25 protein-coding genes are annotated in these 20356 nt (G+C 62.7%); 5 read left to right on the top strand and 20 right to left on the bottom strand.

What is annotated here, in order from left to right; all coding sequences use genetic code 11:
• Window positions 1-19 precede the first annotated feature (19 nt).
• From H0S73_RS00660 to dctP, 11 genes are all read right to left on the bottom strand, one after another.
• A complete protein-coding gene (locus H0S73_RS00660) occupies window positions 20-469 on the bottom strand; it encodes a 4-aminobutyrate aminotransferase (RefSeq protein ID WP_181050329.1) in 450 nt (149 codons plus the stop codon).
• 64 nt (window positions 470-533) lie between these two features.
• Window positions 534-1292, bottom strand: a complete 759-nt coding sequence (locus H0S73_RS00655) for a TerC family protein (RefSeq protein ID WP_181050328.1) — start codon at window positions 1290-1292, stop codon at window positions 534-536.
• Window positions 1293-1850: 558 nt separating this feature from the next.
• Window positions 1851-2417 carry a DUF2076 domain-containing protein gene (locus H0S73_RS00650; protein WP_181050327.1) on the bottom strand — a complete coding sequence of 189 codons (567 nt, stop codon included), beginning with the start codon at window positions 2415-2417 and terminating at the stop codon, window positions 1851-1853.
• A gap of 32 nt (window positions 2418-2449) precedes the next feature.
• Entirely contained in the window at window positions 2450-3166 is a 717-nt protein-coding gene (locus H0S73_RS00645) for a Bax inhibitor-1/YccA family protein (protein ID WP_181050326.1), read from the bottom strand.
• A gap of 21 nt (window positions 3167-3187) precedes the next feature.
• On the bottom strand, window positions 3188-3949 hold the full coding sequence (locus tag H0S73_RS00640; protein ID WP_181050325.1) for an anti-sigma factor family protein: 762 nt from the start codon (window positions 3947-3949) through the stop codon (window positions 3188-3190).
• Entirely contained in the window at window positions 3942-4487 is a 546-nt protein-coding gene (locus H0S73_RS00635) for a sigma-70 family RNA polymerase sigma factor (protein ID WP_202049757.1), read from the bottom strand. Before H0S73_RS00635 ends, H0S73_RS00640 begins: the two co-directional genes overlap by 8 nt.
• 570 nt (window positions 4488-5057) lie before the next feature.
• Entirely contained in the window at window positions 5058-5957 is a 900-nt protein-coding gene (locus tag H0S73_RS00630; protein ID WP_181050324.1) for a shikimate dehydrogenase, read from the bottom strand.
• A gap of 5 nt (window positions 5958-5962) precedes the next feature.
• On the bottom strand, window positions 5963-6412 hold the full coding sequence (locus H0S73_RS00625) for a type II 3-dehydroquinate dehydratase (RefSeq protein ID WP_181050323.1): 450 nt from the start codon (window positions 6410-6412) through the stop codon (window positions 5963-5965).
• Window positions 6413-6439: 27 nt separating this feature from the next.
• A complete protein-coding gene (locus tag H0S73_RS00620) occupies window positions 6440-7741 on the bottom strand; it encodes a TRAP transporter large permease (RefSeq protein WP_181054191.1) in 1302 nt (433 codons plus the stop codon).
• Complete coding sequence (locus H0S73_RS00615; RefSeq protein ID WP_181050322.1) at window positions 7738-8256, bottom strand: TRAP transporter small permease; 519 nt, start codon at window positions 8254-8256, stop codon at window positions 7738-7740. The genes H0S73_RS00620 and H0S73_RS00615 overlap by 4 nt, the downstream gene beginning before the upstream one ends.
• A gap of 85 nt (window positions 8257-8341) precedes the next feature.
• Window positions 8342-9190, bottom strand: coding sequence for a TRAP transporter substrate-binding protein DctP (gene dctP / locus H0S73_RS00610; protein ID WP_425488166.1), 849 nt, complete (start codon window positions 9188-9190; stop codon window positions 8342-8344).
• Between the two features lie 339 nt (window positions 9191-9529).
• On the opposite strand from dctP, the gene H0S73_RS00605 reads away from it, so the two are divergent.
• Together H0S73_RS00605 and H0S73_RS00600 are read left to right on the top strand one after the other, a co-directional pair.
• Complete coding sequence (locus tag H0S73_RS00605) at window positions 9530-10198, top strand: GntR family transcriptional regulator (protein WP_181050321.1); 669 nt, start codon at window positions 9530-9532, stop codon at window positions 10196-10198.
• Complete coding sequence (locus tag H0S73_RS00600; protein WP_181050320.1) at window positions 10195-10875, top strand: GntR family transcriptional regulator; 681 nt, start codon at window positions 10195-10197, stop codon at window positions 10873-10875. Before H0S73_RS00605 ends, H0S73_RS00600 begins: the two co-directional genes overlap by 4 nt.
• 91 nt (window positions 10876-10966) lie before the next feature.
• Here H0S73_RS00600 and H0S73_RS00595 read toward each other — a convergent pair whose 3' ends face one another.
• The 6 genes from H0S73_RS00595 to H0S73_RS00570 form a co-directional block, all read right to left on the bottom strand.
• Complete coding sequence (locus H0S73_RS00595; RefSeq protein ID WP_181050319.1) at window positions 10967-12091, bottom strand: HoxN/HupN/NixA family nickel/cobalt transporter; 1125 nt, start codon at window positions 12089-12091, stop codon at window positions 10967-10969.
• 57 nt (window positions 12092-12148) lie between these two features.
• Window positions 12149-12427 carry a metal/formaldehyde-sensitive transcriptional repressor gene (locus tag H0S73_RS00590; RefSeq protein ID WP_181050318.1) on the bottom strand — a complete coding sequence of 93 codons (279 nt, stop codon included), beginning with the start codon at window positions 12425-12427 and terminating at the stop codon, window positions 12149-12151.
• A 125-nt stretch (window positions 12428-12552) separates the two neighbouring features.
• Window positions 12553-13026 (bottom strand): DUF411 domain-containing protein, encoded by a 474-nt coding sequence (locus H0S73_RS00585; protein WP_181050317.1) that lies wholly within the window; start codon window positions 13024-13026, stop codon window positions 12553-12555.
• A 310-nt stretch (window positions 13027-13336) separates the two neighbouring features.
• Window positions 13337-13984 (bottom strand): Spy/CpxP family protein refolding chaperone, encoded by a 648-nt coding sequence (locus H0S73_RS00580; RefSeq protein ID WP_181050316.1) that lies wholly within the window; start codon window positions 13982-13984, stop codon window positions 13337-13339.
• Between the two features lie 86 nt (window positions 13985-14070).
• A complete protein-coding gene (locus tag H0S73_RS26310; RefSeq protein WP_181050315.1) occupies window positions 14071-14301 on the bottom strand; it encodes a DUF2933 domain-containing protein in 231 nt (76 codons plus the stop codon).
• Between the two features lie 262 nt (window positions 14302-14563).
• Entirely contained in the window at window positions 14564-16435 is a 1872-nt protein-coding gene (locus tag H0S73_RS00570; protein ID WP_181050314.1) for a chloride channel protein, read from the bottom strand.
• Window positions 16436-16532: 97 nt separating this feature from the next.
• Between H0S73_RS00570 and H0S73_RS00565 the strand changes: the two genes are divergently transcribed.
• The 3 genes from H0S73_RS00565 to H0S73_RS00555 are packed head-to-tail and all read left to right on the top strand — an operon-like array spanning window position 16533 to window position 17768.
• A complete protein-coding gene (locus H0S73_RS00565) occupies window positions 16533-16868 on the top strand; it encodes an ArsR/SmtB family transcription factor (RefSeq protein WP_181050313.1) in 336 nt (111 codons plus the stop codon).
• A 12-nt stretch (window positions 16869-16880) separates the two neighbouring features.
• Window positions 16881-17306, top strand: coding sequence for a YeeE/YedE family protein (locus H0S73_RS00560; protein WP_181050312.1), 426 nt, complete (start codon window positions 16881-16883; stop codon window positions 17304-17306).
• A 3-nt stretch (window positions 17307-17309) separates the two neighbouring features.
• Window positions 17310-17768 carry a YeeE/YedE family protein gene (locus H0S73_RS00555; protein ID WP_181050311.1) on the top strand — a complete coding sequence of 153 codons (459 nt, stop codon included), beginning with the start codon at window positions 17310-17312 and terminating at the stop codon, window positions 17766-17768.
• A gap of 31 nt (window positions 17769-17799) precedes the next feature.
• Here the strand turns inward: H0S73_RS00555 and H0S73_RS25500 are convergent, their stop codons facing one another.
• The 3 genes from H0S73_RS25500 to H0S73_RS00545 are packed head-to-tail and all read right to left on the bottom strand — an operon-like array spanning window position 17800 to window position 20354.
• Window positions 17800-17922, bottom strand: a complete 123-nt coding sequence (locus tag H0S73_RS25500) for a DUF2474 domain-containing protein (RefSeq protein WP_202049756.1) — start codon at window positions 17920-17922, stop codon at window positions 17800-17802.
• Window positions 17922-18929: a cytochrome d ubiquinol oxidase subunit II gene (gene cydB / locus H0S73_RS00550; RefSeq protein WP_181050310.1), complete on the bottom strand. Its 1008-nt coding sequence runs from the start codon at window positions 18927-18929 to the stop codon at window positions 17922-17924. The genes H0S73_RS25500 and cydB overlap by 1 nt, the downstream gene beginning before the upstream one ends.
• A 3-nt stretch (window positions 18930-18932) precedes the next feature.
• Window positions 18933-20354, bottom strand: coding sequence for a cytochrome ubiquinol oxidase subunit I (locus tag H0S73_RS00545; RefSeq protein ID WP_181050309.1), 1422 nt, complete (start codon window positions 20352-20354; stop codon window positions 18933-18935).
• Window positions 20355-20356: the final 2 nt, after the last annotated feature.

Genomic DNA, 20356 nt, shown 5'->3' with positions numbered 1-20356 from the left:
GCAGCAGATCTGTCTGTCCTCAGAGGTCAGCGTCGGCATCCGGAGTGGGCCTGCTATCCGCAGGCATCGCCTCTTTCACGGTGATCCTGATGGTGTGGCTCTCCACTCTGCCGCTGGCCGACTTCACCTCATAGCTGACCTCATCTACCCCCTTGTAAGCTGAATTGGGCTTATAGAAGACCCCTTGAGCGGGAGCCTCCAGCTTCGGGCAGCGGGAGATCCGTCCCGCCTTGAGCTTCCCGCTTCGCACGTTCAACTCGCCGTGCTTGGGAGGAGCCACTACGCGGATTGTCGGCTGCGGCCCCGGCGTGCAGTCCTTCTGCACGTTGCCATAGACCCCCAGGCGATGTGCCTTGCCGACAACCACATCCTCGCTCCGGTGAGAGCTGTTGGTCTGGGCCAAGGCGGCGGTTCCGGACAGAACAAGGGCGCAGGTGAGGGCGGTGGCAAGACGTTTCGGGCGAACCATTCAAGCACTCCTATCGACGGGATAAAGCCAAGGCAGAGGCTGCCGTAGACGCAGCCTTTCAGTATCAAGTTCTTGGTTTAGGTGAGGATCTTGCGGCCTTGCCCCGGGCGGCTCGCCGCGAGAGCATGTTCAAGCCTTCGATCAGAGCCGAGAACGCCATGGCGGCATAGATATAGCCCTTCGGCACATGGGCCCCGAACCCTTCGGCGATCAATGTCATGCCAATCATGAGCAGGAAACCGAGCGCCAACATCACCACAGTCGGGTTATTGTTGATGAACCGGGCTAGAGGATTTGCGGCGAGGAGCATGACCGTTACGGCAGTGGCGACCGCGATCACCATGATCATCACGATGTCAGTCATGCCAACCGCCGTGATGATGCTGTCGAGGGAGAATACGAGATCGAGTAGCAGGATCTGCGTAAGGGCTGCCCCGAAGGTCATGGTGGCCTTCGCCGTGTTGAACACGTCATCCGATGGGGTGGGATCGACGTTGTGATGGATTTCCTTTGTAGCCTTCCAAACCAGGAAGAGGCCGCCGCCGATCAGGATGAGATCGCGCCAGGAGAAGTCATTGCCGAAGGCAGTGAAGATCGGTTCGGTCAGAGTGACGATGATCGCAATGGTGCCGAGCAATCCAAGGCGGAGGATCAGCGCTAGGCCGATGCCGATGCGGCGTGCCTTCGAACGCTGGTGCTCCGGCAGTTTGTTGGTCAGGATTGAGATGAAGATGAGGTTGTCGATGCCTAGCACAACCTCCATCACCACCAGGGTCGCAAGAGCCACGAGGGCCGTTGGGTCGGAAATCCAGGAGAAGTCCATTCAGGAATCCTATGGTCATGGGTTCAGTGAGGCTCGGCCCTCCAGTTCGGCGGGCCGCTAGTTCGTCCGGCACTCCGCTACCATCCACACGCCTGAGGGCGAGGACCTATAGGGCTCTGCATTACATTCATCCGTATCCAGAAATCGGAAGGTCGACCCCGCCTGCTTCGAAGGACACGTGGCCAATCTCACCGGAAGCAGCAGCCTGTCCCTTGCCATCCAACCGCTGAATATAGGCCTTGATCCCAGGATCCTGTCCCGCGTGGTCGAGTAAGGTTTTTCAGATTGCCGAAGCTTGGACTATCCTGGACAGGGAGTGCTACCGTCCCGCTCCTAAACCTGAGCCGACAGCTTGTCGCGGCGAGCCGTTGCCTTGAAGCGAAACTCCTCATCAGGGGCGAGCGTTCTTCCGAACACATCCCGGAGGATCGAAACTGCCCATACTTGGTATCCCTTCAAGTTCGCAACCAACAGGCATCGGCGCAATCCGCGCCGATGCCTGTTGTCTATCGGGAACTACCTGAGCGAAGGATGCTCAGGGCAACTCCTGCTGCCGGATCAGACATCTTCCTCGAAGCTGAAGTCGTCCCCGGCATCGCCGAAGTCTTCGGCGGCGGCCTGCTGGGGCTCAGCCTGACCGGCATCCGCCGCGTTGGCCTCACTGCCGCCGGAGAAGGCTCCCGCGATCATGTTGCCCAGCAATACGCCGCCGGCAACGCCCATGGCGGTCTGGGCCGCGCCGGCCAAGAATCCGCCGCCTCCGCGGGGAGTCATGCCGGGGTTCATGTGAGGCGGCATGCCGTGCATCGCCTGAGGTTGGTAAGAGGGGGGCTGTGGCTGGGGACGAGCCTGTCCGCCGCCGAAGAGGCCCGACAGGAAGCCGCCGCCACCCGCAGGGCGGCTGGCGATCTCCTGCTCCAGTTGCTGGATGCGGCCTTGGGCGGCGCTCAGCGCCTGCTCTTGCACCACGATGGTCTGGGCCATGTAGTAGGGTGCATTCGGCTGCTGGTTCATCTGCGAGCGGATGAATTCGGCCGCCTGTGCATCCGGAGGCGTGGTCTGGCGCTCGACCTGGGCGATCTTGCCGAAGAGCTGCTCAATGGCCTGGCGATCCTGATGGTCCATGTAAATCGATCCTTTCTGGCAATGGACGGGGATTAGTCTTCCCGCTGCCCGGTGAGGCTGAGGAGCAGCTGGAACAGATTGATGAAGTTCAGGTAGAGCGACAGGGCGCCGAACACGGCCATCTTGCTGTTGGTCTCGTGACCGAAGCCATCGGCGTATTGTTCCTTGATGGACTGCGTGTCGTAGGCGGTCAGGCCCGTGAATACGAGCACGCCGATGATCGAGATCGCGAATTGCAACGCGCTCGAAGCGAGGAAGATGTTCACCAGGGACGCGATGATGATGCCGATCAGGCCCATGACGAGGAAAGAGCCGAACTTCGAGAGATCGCGCTTGGTCGTGTAGCCGTAGAGGCTAGTCGCGCCGAACATGGCGGCCGTGATGAAGAAGGTGCGGGCGATGCTCGCACCCGTGAACACCAGGAAAACGGATGCCAGCGACAGGCCCATCACGGCCGAGAACGCAAAGAAGGCGGTGCGCGCGGAGGCTGCGGTCATCCGTTCCATGCGGAACGAGAAAAAAAAGATGAAGGCCAAGGGTGCCAGCATCACCACCCACTTGAGCGGCGTCTGGAAAATCGGCACGTAGAGGGCCGGTGTCGAGGCGACGAAGAAGGCCACGAGGCCAGTCACCACAAGGCCGATGCCCATTGTGTTGTAGACCCGCAGCATGTGCTGGCGCAGGCCCTCGTCGAAGAGGGCAGAGCCGGTGTGCGCTGTGGTGGTCTGCCACGCATAAGGTGTATTCATTCGAGGTCCTCCTGATTGAGATTACTGAAGCTTGCTCGACAGCCGCAGGGCCGCGCGTTCAAGGGCTTTGTCGCTGCCGTTCCCGGTTAGTGCATAGGCGAGTTGACCGGTCTGCCAGTAAACCGCCTTCGCGGTGTCGAAGCGGGCCAGCGAGGGCGCAATGACATTGAAAGCCGGCGCCTGGGCAGCAAACAGGGATACGCGGCCGAGATCCCCGGCATCAATGGCGAGTTCGACGCTGTGGCCGTGCCGGGACGGAAAGATCTGGGCATCCCGCACACGCCAGTCTTCAGGCAAGGGCGGAAGTTGGATCCCGGTCTCGGACAGAATCTCGGCAGCATCGTAGGCTGCCACCTGGGGCTGCGAGACCATGCGGGCCCGGAGAAGGCCCGTCTCGTGTGAATGCAGGGCATCCTCGACGAAAGCCGGTGGCTTGGGCGAAGCCTCGCTGTCGGAAATTCCCAGGCCCACCTGCCAGTGGGCAAACCAGCCGAAGCTGATGAGGGCCACGACCGCGGCAATCCGGCGGAGCTTGAGCCCCAACTCCCGCCACCCAAGAGCACGTTCGAGCCGGGTCGCTGCCGCAAGCATCGGTTCTGCCGGGCGGGGAAGGGGGGGCGCATGGAGCAGTTGTAGAGTGTCACGATCCTTAAGGTCGGCCATGACGCGCGCAGCGGCTTCCGGGTCACGGGCGAGATGTTCCTCGACCTCGATGCGTCTTGCAGGGTCGAGCTGCTCGTCCACATAGGCGAGAAGGTCCGCTTCGGTGATAGGGTCACACATCGGATCCTCCGACGATACGCAGGCTGGGGCGCTTGGCTTCAGAGGGCTGCGGCAGATGGGCTCCTGCTTCGAAACCTCGCAAGGCAGCGCGGGCACGGCCCAGGCGGGACATAAGGGTGCCCACAGGAATCCCGAGGGCGGCAGCGGCCTCCTGGTAGGACAGCCCCTCTATGGCGACCAGATGCAGGGAGGCGCGCTGCTCGTCGGGCAGGCGCATGAAGGCGGCATGGACCTGTTGAAGCCGCACTCGGCTTTCCTGTTCGGGGGGAGCCGCTGTTTCAGCGGCAGGACTCTGCTCTAAGCGACGGAACTCCGCCAGATGGCGGCGTCGATGATCGATGAAACTGTTGTGCAGGATCGACAGCAACCAACCACGCAGATTCCCGCCGGCTCGGAACGAGCCCTGCCGCTCATAGGCCCGGACAAGAGTATCCTGCACAAGGTCCTCGGCCTGGCTTTCATCGCGCGTCAACGATCTCGCATAGCGCCGCAGAGGCTCGAGCAGTCCGACAACGTCCGTGCGCTTCATGTCGTTCATGCGGGGTATACGAAGCTGCTTGAGAGCTTAATCCGCATGGTTGCAAAGATTTTTTTTGCCTCGATTGCCGGAGCAAGGGAAGCTCATGACGGTGCCAGCCTCCCAGCCATCAACTTCGCCGGGGAGTGAACACGCGCGATAGAGGTCCTCGCAATCGGTCGCTCGACCAAGTCGAGAGCTCCTTCGCTGGTGCTGGAAAGGGCAGCCTTGCCACGCCCGACGACCAGGACGGTTGGAGCTGGGTTGGGGAGGGTTGATGAATCCACGAACGGATCCTCCAGTTGCTGTCGCGCTCGTCGGCGCAAGGGCAAGAGAAGGAGTCCGACATCGCGAGCGGCGACCCGCTCGCCAGAGGGGCCCGGACCCAGTGACGAGCTCAGATAGGCAGGGTGAGCTCTGCCTGCAAGAGGAGAGGACGCCATCGGGTGCCGCGGCCAGAGGGAAATCGCAAGCCTCACCCGCCGATCATGCTCGATTTGGCTGTCGAGTGGGGCTCTGTCGGAGCCAGACCGGCTTCAGAGGGATCAGGCAGCTCTAACCACTGCCCGATGCGGTCTCGGCCATTGGGTGTTACATTTCACTGAAATGTTGAAGCATTCGTTCGGGGTCGGGCTCGCGGCCCGTGAAGAGCCGGAAGGACCCGACGGCCTGGAAGACGGCCATGCCGCCGCCGGACATCGTGCGGCATCCCCGTGCGCGGGCTTGGCGCAGCAGCTCCGTCTCCAGCGGGAAATAGACAATGTCTGAAACCCAGAGATCCGGGCGCAACAGATCGACGGGGACAGCCATGCCAGGATATTTTGCCATTCCGAGCGGCGTCGTGTTGACCATTCCGTCCGCCGTCGCCATGGCTTCGGCAATGGGAACGCCGGTCGTTGCGCAGCTTCGACCGAAGCGGCCGCGCAGGGCAGCGACAAGGTTATCGGCGCGGTCTGCATTGGTATCGATGACGACAATTTCACCCGTATTCAGGGTGAGGAGAGCGTGAGCGACGGCGGCCCCGGCTCCGCCGGCGCCGAACTGAACGACACGGTCGCGACGCACATCAGGCAGCTCTCGTCGGAAGCTTTCAGCAAAGCCCCACCAATCAGTGTTGTGTCCAACGCGCCGGCCATCCTTCAGAACGACCGTGTTGACGGCCCCCAGCACCGCAGCTTCGGGCGATAGCTCATCGAGAAGCGGGATGATGGCTTGCTTGCAGGGATGCGTGATGTTGAGGCCGGCAAGGCCGAAATACTGCGCGGCCTTGAGAATATCGGGCAGGGCCTTCGCATCGATATGTAACGCATCCAGATCGATCAACTTGTAAACATATCGCAATCCTTGCTCGGCTCCCTCGCGCTCGTGGAGACGCGGTGTTCGGGAGGCCTGGATGCCGCTGCCGACCAATCCAACGAGAACGGAGGGGTAAGCCCAGACATCCGTGGCTGTGCCGGAACGGGATCCGATCTCCAAGCGCTCTCCGGTCATGCGTGTCACACCTCTGCCGGCGGCATACCGGCCATCGTGAGCATGGCGCGTACGGCTATGGGGTAACCGTTGGTGCCCAAGCCAGCGACGACAGCCGTTGCGACGGGAGAGACATAGGACTTGTGATAGATTGGCTCGCGCTGATGAATGTTCGAGATGTGCAACTCGATGATGGGACCCGGAAACATCTTCAAGGCATCCATGATGGCCATGGATGTGAACGTGAAGGCCGCCGGATTGATGATGATGCCGCTGCCGTCGTCGATCGCTTCATGTACCCACTCGATGATCTCGTACTCCCGATTGGATTGGCGGAATACGATGGAATGGCCAGACGCAACCTCGCGGCAGGAAGCCTCGACCTCAGCCAAGGTGGTGCGTCCGTAGATCGACGGCTCGCGGGTTCCGAGGCGGTTGAGATTGGGGCCGTTCAGGATGTAGATCGATTTCTTCATGGATGCACTTTTCTGCAATAGGTCCATTCACCCTTGGTAGCCGAACAGGCGAGGGAGCCAGAGGACGGTTTCAGGCACGAACGTGAGGATCGCGAGCGCCACGATCATGGCGAGCAGGAAGGGAAGTGTATCACGAACGATGTCGCGCAGCGGCTCTCCCGAGATGTTCGCCATGATGAACAGAAGCAATCCGTAAGGCGGGGTGATCAAACCGATCATGATGTTAACGACCACCACGACGCCAAAATGTACGAGGTCGATGCCGAGAGCCTGAGCTGTCGGAACAAAGACTGGTACGACGATGAGCAGAATCGCCGTTCCTTCCAGCACGCACCCCAAGAGAAGCAGAAGAATGTTGACCAGAATGAGAAAACCGACAGGCGAGAGGTTCCAGCCTGCGAGCAGCGCCTTCACCCCTTCCGGAATATTCTCAACAGTGACAACGTAATTGAACACGAGCGCACCAGCGATCAGCATGCCGATGGAAGCGGTCGTCCGCGCACTGACTGCGAGCGATCGGTAGAAGTCGCGCCAGCTGACGCTTCGATAAAGACCTGCTGAGATGATAAGCGCGTAGGCGGCTGCCACCGCTGCCGCCTCGGTGGGCGTCATCACGCCGCTGTAGATGCCGCCTAGGAGGACGACCGGCATCATTAATGAAGGAACGGCTTCCCAGGTGATCCGCGGCAGCTTGCGCAGGGGGATGGCCTTCTCGACCGGGAAGTTTCTACGACGCGCGGTGATGAAGACGATGAGCATCTGGCTCAATGCCATCAGGAGGCCGGGGATCACGCCGCCGAGGAAGAGATACCCGATCGAGGCATCCGACACGAGGGCATAGAGCACCATCGGGATCGATGGGGGGATGATTGGCCCGATGACGGATGATGCAGCTGTCAGGGCAGCCGCGTAGCTCGGTGTATACCGGCCATCACGAGTCATCATCACCTGCATCATGCGCCCGGTGCCGGCCGCGTCCGCAATCGCCGAACCGGACATTCCGGCGAAGATGATGCTCTGCAGAATGTTGACGTGCGCCAGCCCCCCGCGGAACCGGCCGACCAAGGCGTTGCAGAATGCCATAAGGCGGTCGGTCATGCTGCCGATGTTCATGAATTCGGCCGCCAGGATGAACAGCGGCACTGAGAGGATGACGTAGTTTGAGTACATCCCGTTCAGGAGCTGCTCCGCAGCCGTGCCCATGTCCAGGCCGGCCATGTAAAGGTAAAGAATCGAGCCTGCGATCATCGCATGGCCGATAGGAAGTCCAAGGAAGGCAAGAAGGGTGATCGCGAGAATGGCGAGCGAGAAAGGGCTTGCTAGGTTCATACGCCGGAACTCGCCTTGGTGGGATCGAATTCGTCCGGGGCTATGCCGCGCAGCGCCTGCCAGCCGAGCCAGATATAGCGGATGATGCTGGCTACCACGAAGATGATGTAGATCGAGAACAGCCAATCGAAGCGGATCTTGAGATAGCCGGTCTTTTCCACCTTCATGAAGGTGATGTAATCCACAACCGCAGGAAACGAGATGGCGTAAAGCGCGATCAACGCTACGGCAGTAATCACGCACATTGCTCTGCGGGAGCCGGGGCCAACCGATCCATAGACGATGTCGAAGCGGATTTCCTCCCGCTCAGTGATGACGAAGGCCGCGCCCCATAGAACGAGCCAGATCCAGAGGATGACGCTCGCCTCATGCGTCCAGCCAATGGGCAGGCCGAGAACATACCGGAATACGATCTGGAGGAGAAAGGCCAGGAACATCGCTCCCAGCATGGCGGCCGCAATGTTCTCGGCCCGTCGGGCAAGCCAGGATCCAGCCGTCCTTAACCGCGCGGTCATCACGATCCGTCCCTTGGTTCAAGAAGAGCATTCAAGAAGCGAAAGGGGCGCCGAGATTTGGATGTCCGGCGCCCCTGATCGGGCTTCACATGGCGTTGATCTTGTCGAGCATGCCGGGCGCCCAGCTCTTTGCCAGATCCGAGGCGAGATATTTCTTCTGAGCAAAATCGCGGAAGGCCTTCAGATCAGGCGTATAGATGTTGAGACCCTTTTCCTTGAAGAAGCTGACGAGTTCCGTCTCTTTCTTCAAATGTTCCTGGGTGCTCCATTCGATCGCCTTGTCGGCCGCCGTCTGGAAGGCGGCCTGCTTCTCCGGCGACATGGCATTCCATACCTTGTTGGGCACCGCGAGCAGATCAAAGCCGACGAGATGTGAGGTCATGGCAATCTGAGACATCACTTCGTAGAATTTCATGTTCTGCACGTTCGGCAGCGGGTTGTCCTGTCCGTCGATAGCGCCGGTCTGCAGCCCCGTGTAAACCTCCGCGTAGGCCATCGGCGTGGGGTTCGCCCCGATGGCTTGGCCCAGGAACTGCCAGGCATCGCCGCTGGGCATGCGCAGCTTGATGCCGGCCATATCCTCCGGCGTGTTGATCTTCTTGTTCGGCTTCAACCCGACTTGGCGGGCGCCGAAATAGGTGGGGCCGAGAATGTGAATGCCGAGCTGGTCTGAAGCCATCTTCTTGAGCTGCTGGCCGACGTCGCTGGCGAACACCTTCTTCAGGTGGTCGGCATCGCGGAACAGATAGGCGGAGGTGACGATGGACCAGGACGGGATTTGATTGGAGACGTCCTGTGGCGCTATGTTGCCCATCTCCAGATTGCCCCGCTGCATGGCAACGAGCTCGGTGCCCTGCTTGAACAGATTGCCGCCGTAATAGGGCTGAAGGGCAATGCCCTGAGCCTTAATCTCCTCGCCGAACCGCTTCATCATCTCGGCTCGGATGTCCTATTCCGAGAAGACGGCCGAGAACCTCAGGTTCGTGGCTGATTGAGCATTAGCGGGTGCGCTTGCGCCCCATGCCAGAAGGGCTGCACCAGCAGCCATCAGAAGGCGCCGATTGATACAAAGTGTCATGATTTCCTCTCCTTATCATTCAGCGCATTGGACTGCGTCTTTACCGGCACTATTTGCTTTGACGTTCGTAGAATCAATAGTCAGTCATAGAATCATCTGATATTTTTCATATCGACAGAAATTTTAAAAAAGTCGAGAGCCGTTCAAGCTTGCCCGAAGCAGGCTGACGGCTGGGCACATGACAGCGATGATGAGATGAGTATCGAACTGCTGGCGGCATCCATCGCGGACCGGGCGTATAATAGGATCCGGGCAGACATCGTTTTCGGCCGTCTGGAACCCGGGACGCGCCTCCGGCTGGATCGGCTAGCCGATGTGTATGGGGCAAGCGTCAGCACTCTGCGGGAAATCCTGAGCCGATTGTCTTCGGAAAGTCTCGTGATCGCCGAGGGACAGCGCGGGTTTCGGGTGGCTCCGGTTTCGCCGGCAGGGTTCAAGGATGTCGCGGCCATGCGCCTTCTCCTGGAAACCTACGCTCTTCCCTTGTCCTTTGCGGCCGGCGACTTGGAGTGGGAAAGCCGCGTCCTGGCTGCTCATCACAAGCTTGCCGTCATGGAGCGGCGGATGATGGATGGTGACCAGGCGGGAACGGAACTCTGGAAACGATATGATCGCGAGTTCCATCAATGCCTGATAGAGGCCTGTGGCTCTCAGACCTTGCTTGACCTCTATGGCGGTGTCTTCGACCAGTACCTTCGGTATCAGATGGTAGCGGTCGTTTTCCGTGGAGAGATTGCGTCCGAGGAACATAGAATGCTTCTGACCTGCGCCCTTGCCCGCGATGCCGAAGAAGCCTGCAGGTTGCTCAGTCAGCATGTGAACGGATGCGTTGCCTATACCCTCGAGAGCGGGGCGCTCAAATGATGAGTGACGTGCGAACAGTCCCCCAGCCCTCGACGGTCGGCGAGAGCGCCTACCAGAAGATTCGATCCGACATCATCTTCGGCCGGCTCGCCCCAGGCAAGAAGTTGAAGCTCGAACGCCTGAAGGCCGATTACGGCGCCAGTGTCAGCACACTTCGCGAAATACTGAATCGTCTTCACTCCGAACGGCTTGTGGTTGCCGAGGGGCAGAGGGGGTTCGAGGTCGCGCCCGTCTCAATTCCGACCCTGAGGGAGATCGCGGCTCTCCGGCAACTCCTCGAATGTCGCGCTCTGGAGCAGTCGTTCCTGGCCGGCGACATGGAATGGGAGGGGCGGGTCGTCGCCGCGCATCACCGCCTCGCCCGCATGGAGGAGCGCATGGCGCAAGGTGAAAGAAGCCAGACAGAGGAGTGGAAGCGCTACGACTGGCAATTCCATCAGGCACTCATATCTGCCTGCGGATCGAAAATGCTGATCGACAGCCACGCCGCAGTTTTCGACAAATACCTGCGCTATCAGATGATTGCCTTGAGCTACCGCGGCGAAATCGCAGCGCAAGAGCATGCTCTCCTTCTGGAATGTGCCCTCGCCAGAGACACGGCGCGCGCCTGCGAGGTGCTGACACGCCACGTCGCCGGCGGCGTCGAACATGCGCTTGCCACTGAAACCATCAGATAAGGCAACGGGGGAAGTCTGCCGCAATCGCTCCGGAATTATGAGACGTTGGCGGCTCTAGGCAGGGGCTCCTATCTAGGGATGTGGGGACTGCTTACGACAATGCGGTGGCAGGAGCGGCAAGAACGACAAATCCCTGGACCAGCATAACCGCGCCGAGTACGCCTACGAGGCCGGCCGAAGCCAGGGGCAGGCGCCGAAGCAGACGGTCGGAGACGGTGATCCGTTTGGAGGCGTGCCGCACGCCCCAGGCGGCCGCGACGCCGATCGACACCATCGTGATCGCCAGCCCCAGGCTGAAGGCGGCGACCGTGGCTGCACCGAGCGTGAATTGGCCGAGCTGCAGGCAAATCAACAGCACGGTGATCGAAGCAGGGCAGGGAATCAGGCCGCCGGTGATGCCGAACAGTGCGATCTGGGCCGTGGTGACGTTGCCGCCGCTGGCTGCGAGCTGGCGCGCGATCTGCTGGGCGTGCTCCCGCTCATGGGCATCCTCATCCTGCGCGGCGTGGTGATGAAGCCCATGGTCGTGTTCGGCGAAGCTGACCGTGTAGGTATGGGCGTGGTCGCCGTGCGACAGCCGTAGCCGGGCCGTGAATATGTGCGGCTCGGGAATTTCCCCTGCCGATTCCAGATAACCGTCCCGCGCGACGAAGCGGAACCGCTCGCCCGATCCGTCGCCGCGGTCGGTCTCGACCAGCACGTCCTCGGCCCTCCACGCATTGCCGCTGAGCGTCCGCAGGCGCCAGCGCGGCGGTACGCCATCCTCGAAGATCGACAGCTCCGCGATGCCGTGTCCGGTGTCGATAGTCCTTGCCTCGCCGTGATGATGATCGTCATGATGGGCGTGAGCATGATAATGCCGCCGGAACCAGCCGAGGCTCCGGCCCGTGCGCCAGACCATCCAGGCGGCGATGCCGAGGATGATCACGCCCGAGGCGATCAGCAGCCAGGCCTCGAAATGCGAGTTCAGGATATCGCGCCCGAGCGACAGGCCGAGCATGGCCACGATCCAGACGACCAGCGAGTGGGAGAGGGCGGCGCAAACGCCGAGAAGGATCGCCTGACCGATCGTGCCGCGGATCGCCACGATGTAGGCGGCCATCATGGTCTTGGAATGGCCGGGCTCCAACCCATGCAAGGAGCCGAGCAGAACGGCAACCGGCAGATAAATCCAGCCGTTGCCTCCAGATTGAAGGAGTTGAGCAATATCAGGCATCGGTATTCCAGGAATGTCTCGCGGCTGCAACAATTCTCCCAGCCGCGAGGGATCGGGTCACTTTAGATACGTGCGGACCACATCGATGAGTTCGGCTGCGCCCTTGGCACGCTCCGGATCAGGTTCATGCGCCGGGTCGACCACGTGGTTGCGGATGTGGTCCTCCAACAACTCGACAGTCAGGCCATTCACGGCTCCCCGCACGGAGGCGACGAGCATGAGCACATCGGCGCAACAGAGCTCGGATTCGAGCGCCCGCTCGACGGCCTCGACCTGCCCCTTGATCCGTCTGACTCGCGCGAGAAGCTTCGTCTTTTCCTTGACCGTGTGCGACATGCGGCCTCCAGGCTAACAGCGAAAGATATATAGGGGGTTACCCTATATATATCGAGGTAGAGTTTGCCGCAGGCCCAAGGTGGGTCTGCGTGCTTGGTGCTCCGCAGAGGTTAAGTCGGGGATGCTCAGAGCAGGCGTGCGCCCTCGTAGCGGGCAAAGGTGGCTCTGCCAGAAGAACCGAACAGGACAACATCGTACTTGTCGGGTGCTGCGCCCTTGACCTCCATTCCGGGCGAGCCGACAGGCATGCCGGGAACGGCCAATCCCCTCGCTTGAGGCTTCTCGGCCAGCAATCGCTTCACGGCGTCTGCGGGCACGTGCCCTTCGATGACATAGCCGCCGACCTCCGCCGTGTGACAGGAGGCGAGATCATCGGGCACCCCGAGCCGCACCTTCACCCGGTTGATCTCCGGGGTCTCGCGGACCTCGACGGGAAAGCCGGCGGACTTCATGTGGTCAGCCCAGGCGGAGCAGCATCCACACGACGGATCCTTGGTCACTATGATCTTCGGCAGACCCGCTTCTGCAAGAGCTGGTCCCATGGCTTGTAGCGCCCCTACGGTGCCGAGGACGGTCAGGAAGCGGCGGCGGTCGAGCATCGGGATCTCCGTCAGATTGCGGTTCGGGTGTAGCTGGCCTCGGTCGCGAGGGCCTTGATAGAACTCAGATCGGTGCTGCCGCGGGCCGATGCAAGCCTGATGCGGGCTTGGCTCGACACGCGTGCCCGGCAGGCCCATCTCGATCGTCCCGGCGCAAAGGCCGATTCACGCTTCTCTGAATGACCATCGCGCGTGTTCCAAATCCCTTCTGACGTCACGTTGTAGGGCGGACGGGGCAACGTCCGCCTGCTTTCTTCACAACGACGCCAGACGGCTCCGGACGTCAGCGATTGTCCTGGGCGTCGCCGTCCTAGTCATCGTCATCGTCGGATCCGCCGGGCATCATGGCGCCGCCGGGACCCATCATTTCCCGGCCCATCATCCCCGGTCCCATCATGCCACGCCCGCCCATGTGCATGAGGACTTGCAGTCGCCGCTTCTGGGCCTCGTCGAGGGTGGCGTAGAGCGGCGATGCCGCGTCCGTGAGCTTTCGCATTGCGTCCGCTCCCTGGCTCATCCGGTCAGCCATCGCGCGGAGCAGCCCGACCGGGTCGCTTGCCATCATTCCCCGGGCTTGGCGCATGGCCTGCATATGGCTGACGTGGAGGGTGGCAAGGTTCCGGAGCGCGGTTTCGACAGGAGGCCACAGCTTTTCCTGGTCGGCCGACAATTTCAGTCCGGCATGCATCGCGGCGATGTGGGCGTCGATGAAGGCGCTCATGTCCTCCGCCGAGAACCGGCCCATCATGCCATGGCCGGGGCCGCCCATCATCCCGCCTGGCATCATCCCCTGACCTTGCATCATGTCCTGGCCCATCTTCCTCATCGGCATCCGATTCATGGGCGATTGCTCTACGGCCTGCGCTGGGGGCGTCTGATGGGGCGCGGGAGCCGTAGCCTGGGCCAGGGCAGGGCCCGCGAGGGTGATCAGAGTGGCGGTGAGAATGGAGGTCTTCATGGCGGCTTCTCCTTATGAGCCCGGCGCAATGGTCTGGAGGGGTATCGTGCCGGCTCCGATGTCAGGGCAGCGCGGCTTAGCGATGCTCACGTGCCTTGCCTGTGATCGAAACTCTCATGCACGAACACGTGTTTCAGTGGACGGGTCAAAAGCAGTAAAGAGGACAGGGCAGTGATGCCGTGACCCGCGTGATTCAGGAAAAGATAGACGCCAAGCGCGGCTGGTGCGAGCGTAAGTGCCCACCCAACAGTGGCGCCAACCGAAACCGTCCGCGAGCTTGTCGGTGCCGATGGCGAAGCATTGGATGTGGTGTTCATGGCGAGGATGTTCCGTAAGCCCCGGAACTTTACGGAAGTCCCGGCCTTCGTCTTTGACCTTGCTCAAACCCGTCTCGCCTGAGGGACTCGAAGAGGTGTGGAATTGACTTCAGGCTGGATGACGAGAAGACGAGCATGTCGGCTTCAGCGCCTCATGACGCCTTCTCGCCGACGCACAGCAACTCTCGAGGGACCGTTCGACCTCTGCCGATGGCTGCGTTCATAGCGCCCGCCTCTTCATGGCACCGTACCCTGGTCCAGGTCACTTCCAGCTTCCGCCGCCGAGATCCTCCCGGCGCTGGGCGTCCAGAAGCGAGGATGCCAGCGCAAAGGCATCCCGGGCGCGGATGCAGCCGACGATCTTGTTGCGGTCCTCGAACCCGACCACGGCCAGTGTGGCTCGGTCGTCGCTGCGAAAGATATCGAGCACCTCCGCGAGAGATGCGGCGGGCGTCACGATCGGGCCCGACTCGTAGACCAGTTCCGCAGCCACTACCGGCAGGTCGGCACTCTCGGCCTCGATCGCTTCGACCAGGCGCGGGTCGATCAGGCCCAGGAAAGTTCCGTCCACCGCATAGACGGCCGTGCCCCGTGCGCCTGCCGTCGACAGGGCCCGACGAACCTCCTCCAGGCTGCCGTTGGCCATCACGGCCCGCTTCGGCGGCTTGATGATTTCGCTGATAGCGGTGGCCTCCAGTCGCGAAACATCGTGACCGCCCTCGATGGCGAGCCCGCGCTGCTGGAAGCGCCAGGTTGCGAACGAGTAGCCGAACAGGCGGTCCGTGAGGAAAGAGGCGGTCAGCGCCCCGATCGCCACCACGATGGTGGCATCGAAGTCTCCTGTGGTCTCGAGAACCAGAAAGATCATTGCGAGCGGGCTGCCGATCACGCTCGCTCCGACCGAGGCCATTCCGATCACCGCGCACAGGGCCGGGCTCCATTCCGGAGCGCCCGGGATGAAGGCCAGGATCCAGGCCATCACCTGCCCAAGGAGGGCGCCGATCATGAGCGAGGCGCCGAACAGGCCACCGCGGAAACCGGCTCCGAGGCTGGCCGCGGAGGCCAGTCCCTTCGCGGCGAGCAGGCCGAGGGCGTGGCGGCCTGCGATGTCGCCGGACACCGCATGCTCGATGGCCGCATGACCGCTTCCCAGTACGGCCGGGAAGCGGGTTGCGAGCGCCGTGAGGAGAAGAGCGGCCGAAAGCCGGCGCAGGACCTCGTTCTTCATGAAGCGCTTGAGCAGGCGCTCGATGGCCGAGACCAGCAGCATCACCGCGATGCCAGCGAAGGCCGCAACGACCCCGATCAGGACGGCCAGCGGATAGTCGGACCAGGACGTGCCGGGCCCCGTCTCAAGGCTGAAGGGTCGCGCCTGTCCCAGGAGCAGCCAGATGGTCATCACGGCCGCGATGGCGCCGAGCCCTATCGGAGCGAGGGTCCGCCGGGAGAAGGTCCCCAGCAGCAGTTCATAGGCATAGAGCATGCCGGCGATCGGCGCCCGGTAGGCGGCCGCGATGGCGGCCGCGGCGCCGACCGCCACCAGCAGGCGCAGATCGGAGCGCGGCCGGCCCAACCGGCGTCCCAGGCGGCTGGCGAGCACGGCCCCGAGCTGGGTGACGGCGGCCTCGATGCCGACCGAGGCGCCGAAGCAGACCGACGCGAGGATGGGGATGACGACCCCGGTGGCGTCGGACCAGCCCATCCTGCCCCCATTGAGGGCATTCGCCTCGACCGCGTCGATGGGGTCCTTGGTCTTCCAGCGCGCGATCAGATGCGACAGCAGGGTGACCAGGAAGGCGCTGCAGGCCAGGGCCAGGGCGATCCTCAGGAAGGAGGCGTGGTCCGGCAGGGCGATCCTCCGCTCGGCGGCGAAGCCCAGCATGGCGCGCTGCGCGAAGACGACGAATTGCTGCACGACCGCCACCATCAGGCCGGTCAGGATGCCGATCACGATGGCGAGCCCGACCAGACGGAACGAGCCATTCGGCTTTCGAATATTCGGAAGCGCCGGAAGGCGAGGGCGAAGCAGCATCATGCGGTTCGGGTGAGGAGCGGCCTGTCCGCGGGGTGCAGGCGGTTTGGGCGCGCCAGTCTTTGCCGTCAACCCACTTTCCGCCTGGACTGCGACCTTCATGGCGCATCTCTTCCAGCGAAGAACCAAATCCGAATGGGCCTTGCTTATTAATAAGGAGATGCTAAATTAGATTAATCTCATTAATCCAGGTAAGCGGATGCCCAAATTGGAACTCGATCTCGAGACGTTCGAACAGAAGGCCACCGAGGTCGCGGACATTTTGCGGGCGCTCGCCAACGAGCGCCGGCTGATGATCCTGTGCAAGCTTGTGGAATGGGGTGAGGCCAACGTCACCTCGCTGGTCGAGGCCGTGGGGCTGTCGCAGTCGGCCCTGTCGCAACATCTGGCCAAGATGCGGGACGAGGGCATCGTCGCCACGCGGCGCGAGAGCCAGACGATCTGGTATCGCATCGCTGATCCGCGCATCGAGCAGCTCTTCGGCCTGCTCTACGAGCTGTATTGCAAGCAAACCAAGCCGGGTAAGCCGGCCTGATCGGAGACAGTCATGGATAATTTCACACCCTTGTCGGCTCTGATCGGCGGCCTTCTGATCGGCGCATCGGCCGCCCTGTTCCTGGTGCTGAACGGGCGCGTCGCGGGCATCAGCGGCATCCTCGGCGGCTTGATCCCTCCCGAGCGCGGTCACGTCGGCTGGCGACTCGCCTTCCTGGCCGGGATGCTCGTCTCAGCTCCGGTCTACGTCATGGCCGGCGGCACGCTGCCGCCCGTCAAGGTCGGCGCATCCCTGCCTCTGCTGATCGTGGCTGGGTTGCTCGTCGGGTTCGGCACACGCCTGGGGGCAGGCTGCACCAGCGGCCACGGCGTCTGCGGCATCGGCCGCGGCTCGCCGCGCTCCATCGTGGCGACGCTCGTCTTCATGGGCACTGCCGTCGCCACGGTCTTCCTCGCCCGTCACGTCATTGGAATGTAAGCCATGCCCCTGATCCTGTCCGCCTTTGCGTCCGGCCTGCTGTTCGGCCTTGGACTGATCGTTTCGCAGATGGTCAACCCTGCCAAGGTGCTCGGCTTCCTCGACATCTTCGGTCAATGGGACCCGAGCCTCGCCTTGGTCATGGGCGGCGCCGTCGCGGTGTCGGCGCTGGGCACTCTGGTCGCCAGGCGCCGCAATGTGCCTGTGCTGGCGCCACGCCTCGAGATCCCGACCCGCCGCGACCTCGATCCTCGGCTGATCGGCGGAGCGGCCCTGTTCGGCGTCGGCTGGGGCCTCGTCGGCTTCTGCCCCGGTCCGGCCCTGGTCGGGCTCACCTTCGGACCATGGCAGGTCTTCGTTTTCGTCGCCGCCATGATCGTCGGCATGGCGCTCTTCCGCCTCGCGCCCACCGATTGGCCGCAGGTCTCCTTCCGTCGTGAAGCCTCGCAGGTGGACGGCTGAGCCTTCGCGACCGGCATATCCCAACCGACGATCAGGTCAGCCAGGCCCTAAGGATCAGGCTGACCGCTCCGGTCGTGCCGACGCCGGCAGCCCAGAGACCGGCGAACCACAGCCATTGCCTGAGAGCGGAGCCCTGTTCGGGAACGTTGCCCATCAGTGATATCCCTCGTGTCCGGTCTTACCGCGGAACACCCAATACGCATACCCGGTATAGGCGAGGATGATCGGGATCAGCACGCTCGCGCCGACCAGCATGAACTGAAGGCTGGCATGCGGCGCCGCCGCCTCGTGGATGGTGACGGCATTCGGCACCACGTGCGGGAACATGCTGACGCCCAAGCCCAGGAGGCCGAGGGCGAACAGCCCCAGCGTCAACAGGAACGGCCAGTACTCCCAGCGTCGCACCAGGCTTACCAACAGCGCTCCGGAGCAGAGGCCGACGAGCAGTGGTACCTGGGCGGTGAACAGGACCTGCGGCCAGGCGAACCAGCGCTCGTAATAGGCGCCGCTCAGGAACGGCGTCGCCGCGCTCACGAGTCCGATGCAGACGATCAGGCCGACCGCGAGCTTGCCGGCAAGACGGAAGCTGTGGCCCTGGACGGCGCCCTCTGTCTTCATGACGAGCCAAGTCGCGCCGAGCAGGGCGTAGCCGATCACGAGGCTGAATCCGACCAGCAGGCTGAACGGCGTGAGCCAGTCCCACCAGCCGCCGGCATAGGACCGCCCCTCCACCGCAATGCCCTGGAGGAGCGCCCCGAGGGTGATGCCCTGCGCCAGTGTCGCCACCACCGAACCTGTCGTGAAGGCGAAGTCCCAGTAGCGGCGATGGCCAGGATCGCGCCAGCGGAACTCGAAGGCGACGCCGCGGAAGATCAGCGCCAGCACCATGGCGATGATCGGTGCGTAGAGGGCCGGCAGGATGATGGCGTAGGCCAGCGGGAAGGCTGCCATCAGGCCGCCGCCGCCGAGCACGAGCCAGGTCTCGTTGCCGTCCCAGACCGGCGCGACCGAGTTCATGGCGCTGTCGCGCTCCGGTCCAGGGCTGAAGAACGGGAACAGGATGCCGATGCCGAGGTCGAAGCCGTCCATCACCACATAGGCGAAGACCGCGAACGCGATGATGAAGGCCCAGAGCGTGGGGAGATCGAGAAGGGGTGCCATGGTTTATGCCTTTGCGCCGAGGGTCCGGGCCGGGTTGACCGCCGGAGCCGGGGTAATGCCGGCGGTCCGGATCGGATCGCGCCCGGCCTCGGGACCCGTCTCGCCCGGATGCGGGGGCTTGGCCATGAGCTTGAGGATGTAGCCGGTACCGGCGCCGAACACGATGAAGTAGACCACGATGAAGGTGAGCAGCGAGGCGGCCACGGCCGGGGCCTCGAGCGGCGATGCCGATTGGGCCGTTCTGAGCAGACCATAGACAGTGAAGGGTTGGCGGCCGACCTCGGTCGTCACCCAGCCGGCGATGACGGCCACGAAGCCTGAAGGTCCCATCACCAGCGCCAGCCGGTGCAGAGGCCGCCATTCGTAGAGCCAGCCGCGCCAGCGGGCGAAGAGGCTGAGCGCTCCGAGGCCGAGCATCGCGAACCCCAAGGCCACCATGATGCGGAACGACCAGAACACCATCGGTACGTAGGGCCAGTCGGCACGGTCGATGGTGTCGAGCCCGTTCAAGGGTGCGTTCGGATCATGCTTGAGGATGAGCGACGAGGCTTTCGGGATCTCGATGGCATGGCGCACGGTTCCAGCCTCCTGGTCGGGAATGCCGAACAGGATCAGAGGCGCGCCCTCGGGATGGCTCTGGAAATGCCCCTCCATGGCCATGACCTTGGCGGGCTGGTGCTCGAGCGTGTTGAGGCCGTGCATATCCCCGGCCAGGATCTGGAGCGGGGCGACCAGCGCGACCATGCCCATGGCCATCGAGAACATCACCCGGGCGCCCTTGTTGGTGCGCTCGCGCAGGAGGTGCCAGGCGCCGACGCCGCCGACCACCAGGGCCGTGGTCAGATAGGCGGCGAAGACCGTGTGGACGAGGCGATAGGGGAAGGAGGGGTTGAAGATGATCGCCCACCAATCCTGCGGCACGAATTGTCCGGCCTCGTTGATCCCGTAGCCGACCGGCGTCTGCATCCACGAGTTGGCCGACAGAATCCAGAAGGCCGAGATGAAGGTGCCGATTGCGACCGCGAGCGTGGCGGCGAAATGCAGCTTGCGGCCGACGCGTCCCATGCCGAACAGCATGATGCCGAGGAAGCCCGCCTCCAGGAAGAACGCAGTCATGACCTCGTAGGCCATCAGCGGACCGATGACCGGCCCGGCCTTGTCGGAGAACACGGCCCAGTTGGTGCCGAATTGGTAGGACATGACGATGCCCGACACCACGCCCATGGCGAAGGCGAGGGCGAAGATCTTGAGCCAGTACTTGAACAGGTTGAGATAGACCTCGCGCCCGGTCCAGAGCCACAGCCCCTCCAGCACGGCGAGATAGCTCGCCAGCCCGATCGAGAAGGCGGGAAAGATGAAATGGAAGGAGACCGTGAACGCGAATTGAAACCGCGCCAGGAGAAGCGCGTCGAACTGGTCGAACATTT

Source organism: Microvirga mediterraneensis (assembly GCF_013520865.1).
Lineage (GTDB): Bacteria > Pseudomonadota > Alphaproteobacteria > Rhizobiales > Beijerinckiaceae > Microvirga > Microvirga mediterraneensis.
The sequence above is the reverse complement of the archived record's forward strand: the minus strand, read 5'-3'. Positions and strand labels throughout refer to the sequence as shown.

Coding starts and splice junctions, on each gene's coding strand:
- H0S73_RS00660 (WP_181050329.1), bottom strand. CDS start 469: ATGGTTCGCCCGAAACGTCTTGCCACCGCCCTCACCTGCGCCCTTGTT.
- H0S73_RS00655 (WP_181050328.1), bottom strand. CDS start 1,292: ATGGACTTCTCCTGGATTTCCGACCCAACGGCCCTCGTGGCTCTTGCG.
- H0S73_RS00650 (WP_181050327.1), bottom strand. CDS start 2,417: ATGGACCATCAGGATCGCCAGGCCATTGAGCAGCTCTTCGGCAAGATC.
- H0S73_RS00645 (WP_181050326.1), bottom strand. CDS start 3,166: ATGAATACACCTTATGCGTGGCAGACCACCACAGCGCACACCGGCTCT.
- H0S73_RS00640 (WP_181050325.1), bottom strand. CDS start 3,949: ATGTGTGACCCTATCACCGAAGCGGACCTTCTCGCCTATGTGGACGAG.
- H0S73_RS00635 (WP_202049757.1), bottom strand. CDS start 4,487: ATGAACGACATGAAGCGCACGGACGTTGTCGGACTGCTCGAGCCTCTG.
- H0S73_RS00630 (WP_181050324.1), bottom strand. CDS start 5,957: ATGACCGGAGAGCGCTTGGAGATCGGATCCCGTTCCGGCACAGCCACG.
- H0S73_RS00625 (WP_181050323.1), bottom strand. CDS start 6,412: ATGAAGAAATCGATCTACATCCTGAACGGCCCCAATCTCAACCGCCTC.
- H0S73_RS00620 (WP_181054191.1), bottom strand. CDS start 7,741: ATGAACCTAGCAAGCCCTTTCTCGCTCGCCATTCTCGCGATCACCCTT.
- H0S73_RS00615 (WP_181050322.1), bottom strand. CDS start 8,256: ATGACCGCGCGGTTAAGGACGGCTGGATCCTGGCTTGCCCGACGGGCC.
- dctP (WP_425488166.1), bottom strand. CDS start 9,190: ATGATGAAGCGGTTCGGCGAGGAGATTAAGGCTCAGGGCATTGCCCTT.
- H0S73_RS00605 (WP_181050321.1), top strand. CDS start 9,530: ATGAGTATCGAACTGCTGGCGGCATCCATCGCGGACCGGGCGTATAAT.
- H0S73_RS00600 (WP_181050320.1), top strand. CDS start 10,195: ATGATGAGTGACGTGCGAACAGTCCCCCAGCCCTCGACGGTCGGCGAG.
- H0S73_RS00595 (WP_181050319.1), bottom strand. CDS start 12,091: ATGCCTGATATTGCTCAACTCCTTCAATCTGGAGGCAACGGCTGGATT.
- H0S73_RS00590 (WP_181050318.1), bottom strand. CDS start 12,427: ATGTCGCACACGGTCAAGGAAAAGACGAAGCTTCTCGCGCGAGTCAGA.
- H0S73_RS00585 (WP_181050317.1), bottom strand. CDS start 13,026: ATGCTCGACCGCCGCCGCTTCCTGACCGTCCTCGGCACCGTAGGGGCG.
- H0S73_RS00580 (WP_181050316.1), bottom strand. CDS start 13,984: ATGAAGACCTCCATTCTCACCGCCACTCTGATCACCCTCGCGGGCCCT.
- H0S73_RS26310 (WP_181050315.1), bottom strand. CDS start 14,301: ATGAACACCACATCCAATGCTTCGCCATCGGCACCGACAAGCTCGCGG.
- H0S73_RS00570 (WP_181050314.1), bottom strand. CDS start 16,435: ATGAAGGTCGCAGTCCAGGCGGAAAGTGGGTTGACGGCAAAGACTGGC.
- H0S73_RS00565 (WP_181050313.1), top strand. CDS start 16,533: ATGCCCAAATTGGAACTCGATCTCGAGACGTTCGAACAGAAGGCCACC.
- H0S73_RS00560 (WP_181050312.1), top strand. CDS start 16,881: ATGGATAATTTCACACCCTTGTCGGCTCTGATCGGCGGCCTTCTGATC.
- H0S73_RS00555 (WP_181050311.1), top strand. CDS start 17,310: ATGCCCCTGATCCTGTCCGCCTTTGCGTCCGGCCTGCTGTTCGGCCTT.
- H0S73_RS25500 (WP_202049756.1), bottom strand. CDS start 17,922: ATGGGCAACGTTCCCGAACAGGGCTCCGCTCTCAGGCAATGGCTGTGG.
- cydB (WP_181050310.1), bottom strand. CDS start 18,929: ATGGCACCCCTTCTCGATCTCCCCACGCTCTGGGCCTTCATCATCGCG.
- H0S73_RS00545 (WP_181050309.1), bottom strand. CDS start 20,354: ATGTTCGACCAGTTCGACGCGCTTCTCCTGGCGCGGTTTCAATTCGCG.